Below are 14,395 nucleotides of genomic sequence, written 5' to 3'. Positions count from 1 at the left end.
TAAAGTGCCCCGCTATTGCCGGGGGACTTTTTCTTTTTTTTTGAAAAGTTTTTAAAATTGTATACACACACGCTTCTAGCACACAAAACAGCGAATCCCGAAGGGACAGCGCGCCTTATGGAGCCGTACGAAACAGCGAATCCCAAAGGGACAGCGACCTTATAAGGAACCGAACCAAAAAGTAAAGCGTGTCCGACAGGACGAAAGCGACCCGAGAACAACACAGCTCCGCCCTAAGCAACGGGAGCCCTCCCTATAGGAAGGGTTTGGGTGGGTATATCAATTCATAAAGGAGGGTTCAACTGTAATGACGAAGTATATTTTCGTAACGGGCGGCGTAGTTTCCTCATTGGGAAAAGGAATTACGGCTGCATCGCTGGGAAGGCTGCTCAAAAACCGCGGCTTAAAAGTAACCATCCAAAAATTCGATCCTTACATTAACGTAGATCCGGGAACGATGAGCCCTTATCAGCACGGTGAAGTATTTGTTACTGATGATGGAGCAGAGACGGATTTGGATCTTGGCCATTATGAGCGTTTTATCGATATTAACTTGTCCAAGAGCAGCAATGTAACGACAGGGAAGGTGTATTCCTCGGTTATAACCAAGGAACGCCGTGGCGAATATTTGGGCGGCACTGTACAAGTGATTCCGCATATTACGAATGAAATTAAGGATCGTGTATTCCGTGCTGGGCGTGAAGCGCAATCCGATGTAGTCATTACCGAAATCGGCGGCACCGTGGGCGATATTGAAAGCTTACCGTTTATCGAAGCGATTCGCCAAATCAAGAGCGATATCGGCCGTGATAATGTCATGTATATCCATGTTACGCTTATTCCTTACCTAAAGGCAGCAGGCGAAGCCAAAACAAAGCCTACACAGCATAGCGTCAAGGAGCTGAGGGGCTTAGGTATTCAACCACATATTATCGTGTGCCGTACGGAGCATTCGCTTGGGGATGACATGAAGCGCAAGCTGGCACTATTCTGCGATATCGATACCAACGCGGTTATCGAATGCCATGATGTGGACACGCTGTATGAAGTTCCGATGATGCTGCGAGAGCAGGGTATGGACGATATTGTGGTGAAGCATCTTGGGCTAACCAGCAATCCGCCAGATATGGCCGAATGGGAAAGCTTGGTCCAACGCGTCAAATCCTTGAAATATACGACCGAAATCGCAATAGTTGGCAAATATGTCGCCTTACATGATGCTTATTTAAGCATTGTTGAAGCTTTGGGACATGCAGGAATCGAATGTAATACCGAAGTGAAGATCCGTTGGGTTAATGCGGAGGATGTGTCTGACAACAATGTAAGTGAGCTATTCAAAGGCATTCAAGGGATTCTGGTCCCAGGCGGCTTTGGGGATCGTGGAATCGAAGGAAAAGTATCGGCGATCCGGTATGCCCGCGAGAATAATATTCCATTCTTCGGTATTTGTCTAGGCATGCAAGTAGCCGTTGTGGAATTTGCGCGTTCAGTATTGAATCTTCAAGGTGCGAACAGCTCCGAGATTAATCCGGCTACACCGTATCCTGTTATTGACCTGCTTCCTGAGCAAAAGGATATTGAGAATCTGGGCGGCACGATGCGCTTAGGTTTATACCCTTGTAAGCTTGCAGAGGGCTCGCTTGCTATGCATTGCTATGATGATGAGCTTGTTTATGAGCGTCACCGCCATCGCTATGAATTTAATAATGAGTTCCGCGATATGATTGAGAAGGCTGGAATGCGTATTACCGGAACCTCGCCGGACGGGCGGTTGGTTGAAATTATTGAATGCCCAGAGCATCCTTGGTTTCTGGCTGTTCAATTCCATCCGGAATTCGCATCAAGGCCAAATAGGCCACAGCGATTATTCAAGCATTTTGTAGAGGCTGCGTTTATCATAAAAAAAGATTAATTAAAATATATGGCCATTCGACAGCATATACTTACTTAGTAACAACCGCATTCCCCATCAAGCCTATCAACTCGATTCAAATACTGCATGAATTGTAAATCTTTTCAACTTATTTGTGAAAAGCAGCAGGAATCTGGCTGTGAATATCGAATTTATCTTGTTAGCTTGATGGAAAGGCCATATTTCCGAAACACGAACGTGGACTTGGGAGGCTGGATGGATGAAGAAGTTACTTATTGTGGATGATCAGAATGGTATCCGGATATTACTGACTGAGGTTTTCAGTACGGAAGGGTACCAAACTTATCAGGCGTCGAACGGAAAGCTAGCGCTGGAAATTGTGAGAAATGCTTCTCCAGATTTAGTTTTACTGGATATGAAAATTCCAGGGATGGACGGTTTGGATATTTTGAAACACATTAAAAGCATTGACGCTTCAATCAAGGTGATTATGATGACAGCTTACGGAGAGCTGGACATGATTAAAGAAGCGACAGATCTTGGGGCGATTATGCATTTCACTAAGCCTTTCGATATTGATGAGCTCCGCCAGGCTGTGAACAGCCAACTGGGAGAGTCGAAGAATAGCACATATGCAATGGGATCCTAATTATAGGGTCTTTTTTTTTATCCACAGCTTATGAAAATAGAGAGCTTGGTTATCATTTCAATTAAACTATGTTATAATAACGCAGTATGACAGAAGAGCGGTCTTGATACTTGACTCGGTCAATAAATTCTAGGAGGAAGAAACACATGCCATTGGTTTCGATGAACGAATTTTTGCCAAGAGCAAAAGCAAATAAGTTCGCAGTAGGACAGTTCAATATGAATAATTTGGAATTTGCCCAAGCGATTATGGAAGCAGCAGAAGAGTTAAAGTCTCCTTTCATCTACGGTGTAAGTGAAGGAGCTTTGAAGTATATGGGTATCGAGTTTACCGTTGCCATTGCGGAAGCTGCAGCGAAGAAGTCGGGACTACCGATTGCGCTTCACTTGGATCACGGCAGCAGCTTTGAAGTAGCTATGAAATGTATCCGTGCCGGTTTTAGCTCCGTTATGTTTGATGGCTCTCATCATTCTTTCGAAGAGAACATCCGTTTAACGAAGGAAGTTGTAAAAGCAGCACGTGCTATGGGCGTATCCGTTGAGGGTGAGCTTGGTACAATTGGCGGCGTAGAAGATGACCTTAGCGTGGACGAAGCTGATGCTAGCTTGGCCAAACCGGAAGAAGCAATTCGTTTTTACGAAGAAACCGGCGTTGATTGCTTAGCTATTGCTGTTGGAACCGCGCATGGTATGTATGCAGGCGAGCCTAACATTCGTTTCGACATCATCGAGAAGGTTGCTAGTGCCATTCCCATTCCTGTTGTGCTTCATGGTGGTTCAGGCGTGCCTGACGACATGATCTTCAAATCCATCGCTGCAGGCGTAGGCAAAATCAATGTTAATACCGAAAATCAAGTAGCTTGTACAGAAGCAATTCGTGAAGCATTAAATAAAGATGGCAAAATCTACGATCCTCGTAAATACCTCACTCCCGCCCGCAAAGCCATGGTTGAAGTAGTTAAATCCAAAATTCTATTGTTCGGAAGTTCCAATCAAGCATAAGAATGGTTAAAGGAGGAAATGCATCGTTATGATGTATTTCCTTTCTATTATATGATTTATTAGCCTACAATTTAGCTTTATTTCATTTATTTAATGTATTAAAGCGGTGATGTGGAGGGAAAAGGGACGAATGGAGAAATTAATGGTCACCGGAGGTCGCCCGCTAAGAGGGACGGTCCAAATTAGCGGTGCCAAGAACAGCGCAATAGCGTTGATACCAGCTGCAATTTTATCGGAAACCATGGTTACCTTAGATAATTTGCCGGTATTAAGCGATGTTGCCATATATTCAGAGCTGTTAGAAGAGTTAAACGCACCTGTCATATGGAAAGATGACCAAATGATTATTGATCCAAGCGCATTAAGATCTAAGCCTATGCCGAATGGGAATATTAAGAAATTGAGAGCCTCCTATTACTTGATGGGGGCATTGCTTGGCCGCTTTGGAGAAGCAACGATTGGGATGCCTGGAGGCTGTAACTTTGAGCCGCGCCCGATTGACCAGCATATTAAAGGTTTTGAAGCATTGGGAGCACGGGTAATTACCGAGAACGGATCTTTGCATATTAGGGCTAAGGAGCTCCGCGGAGCCAAGATTTATTTGGATGTAGTAAGTGTTGGGGCTACCATCAATATCATGTTGGCTGCGTCTCGCGCCAAAGGTGTTACTTTAATTGAAAATGCGGCAAAAGAGCCTGAAATTATAGATGTTGCAACACTATTAAACGCCATGGGCGCCAGAATCAAGGGAGCCGGAACGGAAACGATCCGGATCGAGGGTGTTGATTCTATGCACGGTTGCCGTCATTCCATCATTCCCGACCGGATTCAGGCTGGAACCTATATGATTGCAGCTGCTGCTACGCATGGTGATGTTGTTGTTGACAATGTCATCCCTAAGCATTTGGAGGCTATCACGGCTAAATTGCAGGAAATGGGCGTCCAAGTATACGAGATGGATGAATCGATCCGCGTTGTAGGGCAGCCGGAATATGAGAGTGTGGATGTCAAGGCTCTAGTGTATCCTGGATTTGCTACAGATCTCCAATCGCCGATGGCAAGCTTATTAACACAAACCAAGGGTGTCAGCATCCTGAGTGATTATGTATACAGTAACCGCTTTAAGCATGTTCCTGAATTAGCCCGTATGGGCGCGAAGATTAGAGTAGAAGGGCGTTCAGCCGTTATCGAAGGTGGCAAGCTAAGCGCGGCGAAGGTGAAGGCAACTGATTTACGTGCAGGGGCTGCCCTTGTTATTGCTGCCCTAACCGTTGAGGACGGAGTGACCGAGATTACAGGGGTTGAATATATCGATCGTGGCTATGACCATTTGGTAAGCAATCTATCAAGTTTAGGCGCAGAAGTTTGGCGCGAAGAAGAATAGCAACGCATAGACCCTCCAGATTTGGGTCATGCTGAGAGTAAAATGGGAATAGTAAAATATAATAGTTTGGTGGTCGAGATTATGGATATTCCTCTGGCGCAGTTAGAAGCACAGAAGCTGACAGAATTGTATCAATTAGCCAAGAAGCATCAGATTGCTTCCTATGGCCAATTGAAAAAGAAAGAATTAATATTTGCTATTTTACGGGCTCAGGCAGAAAAAAGCGGGCTAATGTTCATGCAGGGCGTTCTCGAAATTTTATCGGATGGCTTTGGGTTTTTACGCCCGATTAATTATTTGCCAAGCACGGAGGACATTTATATTTCCGCTTCACAGATTCGTAAATTCGACCTGCGGAGTGGGGACTTGGTATCAGGCAAATGCCGGCCTCCCAAAGAAAACGAACGCTACTTCGGGCTTCTGCACGTAGAAGCAGTTAACGGCGAAGATCCAGTAACTGCGGCCGAGCGCCTGCATTTCCCAGCACTAACCCCGCTGTATCCAGAAAAGAAAATTTTGCTGGAAACCTCTCCAACGCATCTTTCCACACGGCTTATGGATTTATTGGCTCCAGTTGGACTGGGTCAGCGCGGCCTGATCGTTGCTCCTCCCAAAGCAGGTAAAACCTTACTGCTCAAAGAAATTGCAAACAGTATTTCAACCAACCATCCAGAAATCGAGCTGTTCGTGCTCCTTATAGACGAGCGTCCTGAGGAAGTAACGGATATGCAGCGTTCAGTAAAGGGTGAAGTCATAGCCTCTACATTCGATGAGCTACCCGAGAACCATATTAAGGTCGCTGAGCTTGTTCTTGAGCGTGCACAGCGTTTAGTGGAGCACAAAAAAGATGTTGTCATCTTAATGGATAGTATTACGAGATTGGCACGTGCCTATAACTTGGTTATCCCGCCATCGGGCCGTACCCTATCTGGGGGTATTGATCCAGCAGCCTTTCACCGTCCTAAACGGTTTTTCGGAGCAGCACGTAACATTGAAGAAGGGGGCAGCTTAACCATTCTGGCAACGGCGTTAATTGAAACCGGCTCCCGGATGGATGACGTGATTTATGAAGAATTTAAAGGAACGGGCAATTTGGAATTGCACCTGGATCGCAAATTGGCAGAACGGCGCATTTTTCCATCCATCGATATGCGGCGTTCAGGAACACGGCGAGAGGAAATGCTCCTAAGCAAAGACGTCTTGGAGAAAGTATGGGCGATCCGCAAGAGCATGAACGATTCGCATGAATATATTGAAGCCTTCCTTAAAAAGCTTGGCGATACTAACACCAATCAAGAGTTTTTGGATTTGTTAGAAAAGACCGGAAGTCTTACGAATAAGACGTCGGTTAACAGCTCATCATCCTATATGAATAAGCCAGGCAATTCTTCTGCTTCATCCTCAGCATCCTCTGGAACGAGAAAACCGCCGGTCAGCAGAAGCAGCAGTTCTTCGTCAACGTCATCAGCAGCAAAAACGTCATCTACACAAGCATCGACCTCAACGATGACACCTACACCGGCGGCAGTATCCATGCCAGCGCCTGTATCGGCGCCAATGTCTGCAACATCATCGGTATCCACATCGGAGCCAAAGGCGCCTGTAACGCCATCGGTATCCACATCGGAGCCAAAGACGCCTGTAACGCCATCGGTATCCACATCGGAGCCAAAGGCGCCTGTAACGCCATCGGTATCCACATCGGAGCCAAAGACGCCTGTAACGCCATCAGTATCCGCATCGGAACCAAAGACGCCAGCGGCGCCAAAAGTGTCGGCATCCAAGCGTGTGAAAAATTCCGCGTCGTAATTTAACAGGTTAGGAGTACACAGCTATGAATCTAGTCTACGCAGACCTTGACGGGAATGTATTCGACCACCCGGACTTTGTTGCGCTCGGCCGTAATGGGGAAATGGTTACGGATATTATGGAAGACGAGTTGATCCGCCTACCCGAGGGGGCAACTATGGTTAGTCTGCCTTTCACGAAACCGATCGGCTTAAACACAAGGACAGGGGAAATGCAGGTTGTGCCCGGAGAGGTACAGGCTGTAGGTGCGCTATTGCCGCAAGGTTTTACACGGCTGCTCATACCAAGCTATGTGAAATCCGATGCCAGTAAGCTGCTTCCACTGTTTGGTTATACGGCCGTAGTATGGAAGGATGGGGAGTTTTTTGTTGCTGCCCATCCAACGGATGACCCCGAGCCATGGAATCCGCGCAATTGCGATACGGATGAGCTGGAAGTTAAAGTCCAGCAATTTATGGAGCAATATAGCGAAAACCGTTTATTTCAGCATTTGTCCAAATGCGCTCTGGAGTATGAATGCTTGACGGCTTCCAATACGTTCCTCAATCGTTTGGAAGGCTCGGTTCCGGTATCCTTTTCTTGTAATGCAGGCTGTTTTGGCTGTATATCGGAGCAGCCTGACGACAGCGGATTCCTTGCGCCCCAGACGCGAATGAATTTCAAGCCGACGGTAGATGAGGTTGTGCAGGTCATGCTCCAGCATCTGAAGACGCCTGATAACATTGTTAGTTTTGGCCAAGGGTGTGAAGGGGAGCCTTCTACACAAGCTCCGACGATAATTGCGGCCATAAAACGGGTTAGAGAGCAAACGGATATGGGCTACATTAACATTAATACGAATGCCGGACTTACCGACCATATTCGTGGTATCGTGGATGCGGGCCTCAATTTAATGAGGGTTAGTACAATCAGTGCGTTAGATGGGCACTATAATGCTTATTACAAGCCGCGTGGCTATACATTGAAGAATGTAGAGAAATCGTTGCGTTATGCGGCGGACCATGGGGTGCTTACGTCCATCAACTATTTGATCTTCCCAGGTGTAACGGATCGGGAGGAAGAAATAGAGGCGATGGTGGAGTTTGTGCGACGCACGGATTTGAAGCTGATTCAGCTTCGCAACTTGAATATCGACCCTGAAAGCTATTTGAACTTAATTCCCAAAGCACAAAGCGACCTGCTGGGCATGAAGCAAATGCTGGAGATTTTTGAACAGGAGCTCCCTGATGTGGTCCTTGGTTCATACACCCATATCCCTGAATCGCTGCAACATAGAAAGAACTTGCATCAATCTTCCCATTCATGATAATATATTTATGTATTTATAAAAACTCTGATTCACATGGTGTTTCAGGGCAAAAGAGGTGAAAGACTATGAAAGAAGCTATCCATCCTACTTACCACAACACAACAATTACTTGTGCTTGCGGTAATGTTATTGAAACAGGTTCGGTTAGAGCAAATCTTCGTACTGAAATTTGTTCCAATTGCCATCCGTTCTACACTGGTAAACAAAAGTTTATCGATGCTGGCGGACGTGTTGATAAATTTAAAAAGAAATACAACGTGTAATTCGGCTCATTATAGCGGATTACCGTATAAACCAGCCTTCTGTGGCTATGCTAAGAGCATGAGTTCTTAGACTAACACGGGAGGTTTTTTTTATGTTGAAATTTCGGTTGTTTTCCTTACTTGTGGGAGCTTTGCTCATGGTTCCGGTAGCTCTGGTAGCATGCCAGAAGCAGGCTGCCCAATCCCCATCCCCATCGGGGGTCAAGCCTTACGCTAACGATGGTATGCTTGGCATTACTGATGTTAATCCCAATATGCCGATGAGCCCTACCTACCACACGTACCAAAAAGATACCGACCTGATGGATGCCACGATCAAGCAGGTGCCTTACATCGTCGATTCCAATATCGTAGTCAATGGTCCAGTCGTTACAGTCAATTTATATGTTCCCGGCGACCTCTCCGAGCAGCAATTTAAGATGGTGGAAAATGATGCTTATGATAAATTATCGAAAGCGATGCCAAGGTATACCATGAAAGTGTTCGTTTACCGTAAATCATAGCCGAAGTTGCTATTTGGCTTTGAATCGACTATAATTATCTTTACCGTGCTAGACGGGGATGTAGCGGAGCCCTGTAACCCGCAATCCGCTATAGCGGGGTTGAACGCCTTCATGCGGTATTGCGATGTGAGGTTTGGGTTCTGGAATGGATGTTGAGAGTTGGGTCCGTCGCAATGGATGCTTGTGAATCCGGTCAGGTTCGGAAGGAAGCAGCCGTAAGCGAGATGTTCCATGTGCCGATGGGTTGCCTGACTTGAGTCGAGACCAGAAATTCCACTTGGATCGTAATATCAAAGTAGGTGCACGGTATTTATTATTTATTTACATGTACAACAAATAGAGCATCATGAGCGAAGCCGTTAAGTGGCTGAGTCATGGTGTTTTTTTATATTTTAGAAGGAAAATGAAAAATTTAGGAGAATTGTATACTAAAGTTAACTTGGTTTGGCTGTAGGGGGTGGAGTAGTGCAGCGTCAATTAAATTTGTTACAACAATTTGCGGGTGCTTTTTTGAAAGATGTAAATCTTGGCGTTTTTTTAATTAATACTAATTTTGAATTAGTTGATATTAGTGAAATGGCATGCCGGGTATTGGGGTTAAATAAAGAAGAGGTCATGAACCAATCCATTGAGCAGATTTTTGCAAAACTCCCCGCACAGCACCGTTTGGTACACCGTAATATTTTGGAGGGTATGGTCGTACGTAATCATGCGCTGTCATGGACCAATAATCAAGAACGGTATGAATTGCTGTTGGACTCTAATGTGTTACGTGATGATGACAATAATATCGTGGGGGCTTATATTATCTTTAAAGATGTTACTAATCTACGTTCCTTGGAAGAACAGGTGCAAAGAAGCGACAGGCTGGCCATGATTGGCCAAATCGCAGCAGGTACAGCCCACGAAATCCGCAATCCACTAACCTCCATCAAGGGATTCCTTCAAATGCTTCGTAAAACACTACAGGTTCAGGGTATGGAAAAAGAATCCGGGTTTACTGATATTATGCTAGGCGAAATTAATCGGATTAATGAACTGGTAAACGAGTTTTTATTGCTGAGCAAGCCTAAAAATGTGACTTACCATGCATTGGATATTTCCAAGGTGATTAAAGAAATATTTCCGATCATTAACAATGAAGCTACACTCCATAGCGTAGTTGTCAGGTACGAAGCTGCTGGCCAGCTGCCGCAAGTCATAGCGGATTCGGAACTGCTCAAGCAGGTTTTTTTGAATATATGCAAAAATGGGATTGAAGCCATGGTGGATGGCGGACATTTAGTATTAACGGAAAGAGTGGATGTTGAAGAGCGGATCGTCAATATAGAGATTCGGGATACAGGACCTGGCATCCCGATGTTTGCTATTGATAAAATATTTGACCCGTTTTTTACGACTAAGGATGAGGGGACGGGGTTAGGCTTATCCATCTGCCAGCGGATTATTCATGATGTGGGTGGGCATATCCGTGTTTCCTCCAAAGGCTTTGGCACTACATTTACGGTCGGAATACCGTATCCTTAAGTACTTCATTAGCAGGTGCAAGTGTAGTATACTATAAGGGATGAACCATTATTGGAGCTGACGCTATGGCACATATCGCATTATACCGTACATGGAGACCGCAGGCTTTCCGAGATATTGTTGGCCAGAAACACATCGTTCAAACGCTTCAAAATTCGTTGCGCGAAGGGCGATTTACGCACGCTTATTTGTTTAACGGGCCACGTGGAACTGGGAAAACGACGACTGCCAAAATATTGGCGAAGGCCGTCAATTGTTTACATGGTCCTGCTGAGGAACCGTGTAATGAATGTGCCAATTGTATCCGCATAACAGAAGGCGCTGTGATGGATGTAGTGGAAATTGATGCCGCCTCCAACCGGGGTGTAGAAGAGATCCGCGATATTCGTGACAAGGTGAAATATGCTCCAACCGAGGTTCGCCAAAAGGTGTATATTATCGATGAAGTACACATGCTGACAACGGAAGCTTTTAACGCTCTTCTTAAAACCTTGGAAGAGCCGCCTCCACATGTCATGTTTATTTTGGCAACTACCGAGCCTCATAAGCTGCCGGCGACTATTATTTCCCGTTGCCAGCGTTTCGACTTTCGCCGTGTTTCACTGGATGAACAGGTGGAAAGGCTCCGGTTGGTATGCAAAGAAGAGCAGATTGAAGCTGATGAAGATGCATTGCGCTTTATTGCCCGATTATCCGATGGCGGGATGCGGGATGCTGTAAATCTGTTGGATCAAATTATGGCGTTCTCGGGCAAGCATATCACTTACGCAGACGTAGTTTCGATTACCGGGGGATTGGCCTCGGATCAATTTCAAGTACTGGTAGAAGCCATTAAGCGGCGAGATGTGGCCGCGGTATTACAACTGATTGAAACCTTTATGCAAGAGGGTAAAAGTGCAGATAAGTGCATGGAAAATTTGCTTTATTATTTCCGCGATTTATTGATGGTCAAGATGGTGCCGAATTCCCAAGCGGTTACAGACCGTATTATTGATGTCAAGGCGTTCGTTGCCGTTGCGGCCGCTTTTACGGCTCAAGAGCTCATCTCGATGATGGATACACTGAACTATTACCAAACGGAGATGAAGTATTCCGTACAGCCGCAAACGTTGCTTGAGGTGGCCTTGATGAAGCTATGCAGCTCGCCCGAGAATGACTCGCTTATGAGTGTTGCTGCATCCCTAGAGCCGGCTCATGCAGCGGCAGGGCATCCTTCAGGAGCAGCGGGGCTATCCGCTGTGAAGGATTCTGCACCCGATGGGCTCGTCGGGCAGCTTACAAGCCGCATTCTGCGCTTGGAGGAGCAACTCGCCCAGCTGTTGAAGCAGGGAGTAGCGCCTGCCGGTGGCGCTGGGACTGCCCATAACGCGAATAGCGGGCTTTCGGGCTTGGGGGGCAGGGCTTCACCCAGCCCGTCTGTAAAGAAAGGCAGTGTCAAGCTTGACGGCTTTATGTCAGGCCGAGATACTGAGGAATGCAAAGCGATACTGCAGAAGTGGAGCCAAGTATTGGCGCGGGTCAAAGAGCAGAAGATTACGATTCATGCTTGGTTAGTGGACGGCGAGCCAGTATCGTTGCAGAACGAGCAGGTATTGGTTGCTTTTAAAAGCACGATGCATCGGGAAACAACGGAAAAACCCGCTAATAAACAAATTATTGAGCAAGTAATGGCTGATGTTCTAGGCAAGCCTTTAAAGCTGGTTTCGATTATGTTAAAGGATTGGAAGGCAGGCGTCGATGAATCGAAGAACGTAGTGAGCAGTAAAGAAGAGCTCAAGCTCGTTCCAGAGGAGGAGCCAGCTGCCAATGAAGATTGGATCGACTCGGCGATTGATGTGTTTGGCGCTGACTTAGTGAAGATTAAAGAGGATTAAAGATTTAAGCAGATTGATGATTTCGATGAATATAATGGATATGGATGAAGCTTATATAAAACGAAGGAGTTGGATGGTATGAACAATATGAACCAAATGATGAAGCAGGTAAAGAAAATGCAAGAGCAAATGCTGAAGACACAAGAGGAGCTTGCCCTTAAAACCATTGAAGGGTCAGCTGGCGGCGGTGTAGTTACCGTGCAAGTTAACGGGCAGAAAAAAGTCACTTCAATTATCATTAAACCGGAAGCTGTAGATCCAGAGGATGTTGAAATGCTGCAGGATTTAGTGCTAACCGCAGTTAACGACGCTATGACCAAAGCAGAAGAGCTGGCCAATAAAGAAATGGGACGTTTAACCGGCGGCGTGAACATTCCTGGATTATTCTAATAATTTAACACTATAAGGAGCTATCCCTTTTGTTTTATCCCGAACCGTTAGCGAAACTAATTGATGCCTTTTCCCGATTGCCTGGCATTGGGCCGAAGACAGCAGCGCGGCATGCTTTTCACGTGTTGCGAATGAAGGAAGAAGATTGTATTGAATTCGCCAAAGCGTTAGTCAATGTAAAAAGAAACCTGCATTACTGCTCCATCTGCTGTAATATTACAGATACAGACCCTTGCCGCATTTGCCAAGATAAAGGGCGGGATCATTCCATTATTTGCGTGGTCCAAGAGCCTAAGGATCTAGTGGCGATGGAAAGAACCCGGGAATATAACGGGTTTTACCACGTGCTTCATGGAGCTATCTCTCCTATGGAAGGGATTGGTCCCGATGAGCTTCGTATTGCCGACCTGTTGAAGCGCCTCGGCGATGAGCAGGTACAGGAATTAATCCTGGCGACAAACCCCAATATTGAAGGGGAAGCGACAGCCATGTATTTGTCCCGTTTGGTGCGGTCATTCGGGCTGAAGGTCACCCGTATTGCCCATGGGCTTCCAGTGGGCGGGGATTTGGAATATGCAGATGAGGTTACATTGACGAAGTCGCTAGAAGGGCGCCGCGAAATATAAGGGTTGCCACTACATCAGGACAAATGGTTAGAAGCTTTGCATGATTGTTGTGCAAGGCTTTTTTTTGCGTCTGCAATAGCGGCCTGGCCACGAGCTTTTGTATGCAATCTGTTGCACTCGGCTAGAGCATATAAACAATGATAGACTGGGCCCCGCTCGTTAGCTTAGAAGAGTTCTACCAATCCTCTAATTTACATACATATGTAGAGTAGGACAACTTGGTTGTGGCTGTATGGCTAATGGAATCTATCTCACACGCCTGAAGGCAGGGGGGAAGGCATGAGGCTATGGCATCGTTTAACTCGGGAGCAGCGAAGAGACACTGAGCAACTCGCAAATGAAAAGATGCAATTGATGCAGGAAATTAAACGTGCCCATATCGATTGGATGACCGCGCAGCACCGTCTGGATCTTGTATTGGAAAAAGAAGAGATTGATTATGCGATATTCGCTTTGGAGGCTACCCAGAAACGGCTGGATATACTTATTAAGCAAGCAAAGCGTATGAAACTTTCGGCGGTAGACGTCTGTAAAAGCAGACGGATACAAAGCTAGCAGGGCTTTCGAGCATAACTTAGGGGAGGATAGATTTGAATATCATGGCGAAGCCGTATTTGTGGTGGGCGATTTTTAGTGTGTCTGGATTATTGCTCCTATTTTTGCTGTTCCGGTACAAATATGCTTTTCAATGGCTGGGGTCTATATGTCTCAATGTGGTTGTTGCGGCTTTCTTGTTGTACATCCTGAATTTATTCGGGGCTTACACCCAACTGGAGATTCCGATTAATCCCGTGACGGTAGGGACAGTGAGCATACTTGGTGTACCTGGGTTGGTAATGCTGGCTGCTTTAAAGCTTTGGGTGATTTGAGAGCCAAATATAAGGCGTATTGCTTGTTAAACTAGGAAAATAGTAGAAAATCAAAAGTATTGCAAAATAAAGGTTGCAATCATGTATAGGCATGTGTTATATTGATTAAGTCGCCGCTGAATCAACATATTAAAGCGGTAAAGTGTTAAAGCATAAGAGTCAAAAGCTTGAACGCAAATGACAGATGTGAATTGTCCTTTGAAAACTGAATCAACGAGTGAGTAAAAATAGAGAATGCAAGTTCTCGCCAGATGTAAAGAATGAGGCAACTCAAGTTCTACCTTAATGGAGAGTTTGATCCTGGCTCAGGACGAACGC

The 14,395-nt window shown here is 45.7% G+C and carries 13 protein-coding genes, 1 other RNA gene and 1 pseudogene; all 15 read left to right on the top strand.

The genetic code is table 11. The features are described 5' to 3' along the window. Positions 1-307 precede the first annotated feature (307 nt). The 15 genes and pseudogenes from pyrG (at position 308) to G9U52_RS19190 (ending at position 14,077) form a co-directional block, all read left to right on the top strand. Positions 308-1,912 carry a CTP synthase gene (gene pyrG, locus G9U52_RS19260; protein WP_166152280.1) on the top strand — a complete coding sequence of 535 codons (1,605 nt, stop codon included), beginning with the start codon at positions 308-310 and terminating at the stop codon, positions 1,910-1,912. Between the two features lie 220 nt (positions 1,913-2,132). Continuing rightward, a complete protein-coding gene (locus tag G9U52_RS19255; protein ID WP_166152279.1) occupies positions 2,133-2,522 on the top strand; it encodes a response regulator in 390 nt (129 codons plus the stop codon). Between the two features lie 146 nt (positions 2,523-2,668). Continuing rightward, a complete protein-coding gene (gene fba / locus G9U52_RS19250) occupies positions 2,669-3,523 on the top strand; it encodes a class II fructose-1,6-bisphosphate aldolase (protein ID WP_166152278.1) in 855 nt (284 codons plus the stop codon). Positions 3,524-3,653: 130 nt separating this feature from the next. Continuing rightward, a complete protein-coding gene (murA, locus tag G9U52_RS19245) occupies positions 3,654-4,907 on the top strand; it encodes a UDP-N-acetylglucosamine 1-carboxyvinyltransferase (protein WP_166152277.1) in 1,254 nt (417 codons plus the stop codon). 81 nt (positions 4,908-4,988) lie between these two features. Further along, positions 4,989-6,216, top strand: a pseudogene (gene rho, locus G9U52_RS19240) (transcription termination factor Rho); the annotation flags it as partial. A 525-nt stretch (positions 6,217-6,741) separates the two neighbouring features. Continuing rightward, positions 6,742-8,022, top strand: coding sequence for a radical SAM family protein (locus tag G9U52_RS19235; RefSeq protein ID WP_166152276.1), 1,281 nt, complete (start codon positions 6,742-6,744; stop codon positions 8,020-8,022). A 68-nt stretch (positions 8,023-8,090) separates the two neighbouring features. After that, entirely contained in the window at positions 8,091-8,288 is a 198-nt protein-coding gene (rpmE, locus tag G9U52_RS19230) for a 50S ribosomal protein L31 (RefSeq protein WP_166152275.1), read from the top strand. A gap of 92 nt (positions 8,289-8,380) precedes the next feature. Next, on the top strand, positions 8,381-8,791 hold the full coding sequence (locus G9U52_RS19225) for a hypothetical protein (RefSeq protein WP_166152274.1): 411 nt from the start codon (positions 8,381-8,383) through the stop codon (positions 8,789-8,791). A 43-nt stretch (positions 8,792-8,834) separates the two neighbouring features. After that, an RNA gene (gene ffs / locus G9U52_RS19220) (signal recognition particle sRNA large type) lies at positions 8,835-9,098 on the top strand. 158 nt (positions 9,099-9,256) lie between these two features. Beyond that, entirely contained in the window at positions 9,257-10,318 is a 1,062-nt protein-coding gene (locus tag G9U52_RS19215; protein ID WP_166152273.1) for an ATP-binding protein, read from the top strand. 65 nt (positions 10,319-10,383) lie between these two features. After that, positions 10,384-12,192, top strand: a complete 1,809-nt coding sequence (gene dnaX, locus G9U52_RS19210; protein ID WP_166152272.1) for a DNA polymerase III subunit gamma/tau — start codon at positions 10,384-10,386, stop codon at positions 12,190-12,192. 78 nt (positions 12,193-12,270) lie between these two features. Next, positions 12,271-12,582 carry a YbaB/EbfC family nucleoid-associated protein gene (locus G9U52_RS19205; RefSeq protein ID WP_166152271.1) on the top strand — a complete coding sequence of 104 codons (312 nt, stop codon included), beginning with the start codon at positions 12,271-12,273 and terminating at the stop codon, positions 12,580-12,582. Positions 12,583-12,611: 29 nt separating this feature from the next. Next, entirely contained in the window at positions 12,612-13,208 is a 597-nt protein-coding gene (recR, locus tag G9U52_RS19200) for a recombination mediator RecR (protein ID WP_166152270.1), read from the top strand. A gap of 279 nt (positions 13,209-13,487) precedes the next feature. Then, a complete protein-coding gene (locus G9U52_RS19195; protein WP_166152269.1) occupies positions 13,488-13,763 on the top strand; it encodes a DUF2508 family protein in 276 nt (91 codons plus the stop codon). Positions 13,764-13,807: 44 nt separating this feature from the next. Further along, complete coding sequence (locus G9U52_RS19190) at positions 13,808-14,077, top strand: pro-sigmaK processing inhibitor BofA family protein (RefSeq protein ID WP_166152549.1); 270 nt, start codon at positions 13,808-13,810, stop codon at positions 14,075-14,077. The last annotated feature ends 318 nt before the right edge of the window (positions 14,078-14,395 follow it).

This window comes from Paenibacillus agricola (assembly GCF_011440305.1).
Lineage (GTDB): Bacteria > Bacillota > Bacilli > Paenibacillales > NBRC-103111 > Paenibacillus_S > Paenibacillus_S agricola.
Note: the sequence above shows the minus strand (reverse complement) of the source record. Positions and strands in the feature narration are given on the sequence as shown.

What these genes read in the sequence shown, in the direction of transcription:
- pyrG (WP_166152280.1), top strand. Translation starts at nt 308, where the DNA reads ATGACGAAGTATATTTTCGTAACGGGCGGCGTAGTTTCCTCATTGGGA.
- G9U52_RS19255 (WP_166152279.1), top strand. Translation starts at nt 2,133, where the DNA reads ATGAAGAAGTTACTTATTGTGGATGATCAGAATGGTATCCGGATATTA.
- fba (WP_166152278.1), top strand. Translation starts at nt 2,669, where the DNA reads ATGCCATTGGTTTCGATGAACGAATTTTTGCCAAGAGCAAAAGCAAAT.
- murA (WP_166152277.1), top strand. Translation starts at nt 3,654, where the DNA reads ATGGAGAAATTAATGGTCACCGGAGGTCGCCCGCTAAGAGGGACGGTC.
- G9U52_RS19235 (WP_166152276.1), top strand. Translation starts at nt 6,742, where the DNA reads ATGAATCTAGTCTACGCAGACCTTGACGGGAATGTATTCGACCACCCG.
- rpmE (WP_166152275.1), top strand. Translation starts at nt 8,091, where the DNA reads ATGAAAGAAGCTATCCATCCTACTTACCACAACACAACAATTACTTGT.
- G9U52_RS19225 (WP_166152274.1), top strand. Translation starts at nt 8,381, where the DNA reads ATGTTGAAATTTCGGTTGTTTTCCTTACTTGTGGGAGCTTTGCTCATG.
- dnaX (WP_166152272.1), top strand. Translation starts at nt 10,384, where the DNA reads ATGGCACATATCGCATTATACCGTACATGGAGACCGCAGGCTTTCCGA.
- G9U52_RS19205 (WP_166152271.1), top strand. Translation starts at nt 12,271, where the DNA reads ATGAACAATATGAACCAAATGATGAAGCAGGTAAAGAAAATGCAAGAG.
- G9U52_RS19195 (WP_166152269.1), top strand. Translation starts at nt 13,488, where the DNA reads ATGAGGCTATGGCATCGTTTAACTCGGGAGCAGCGAAGAGACACTGAG.
- G9U52_RS19190 (WP_166152549.1), top strand. Translation starts at nt 13,808, where the DNA reads ATGGCGAAGCCGTATTTGTGGTGGGCGATTTTTAGTGTGTCTGGATTA.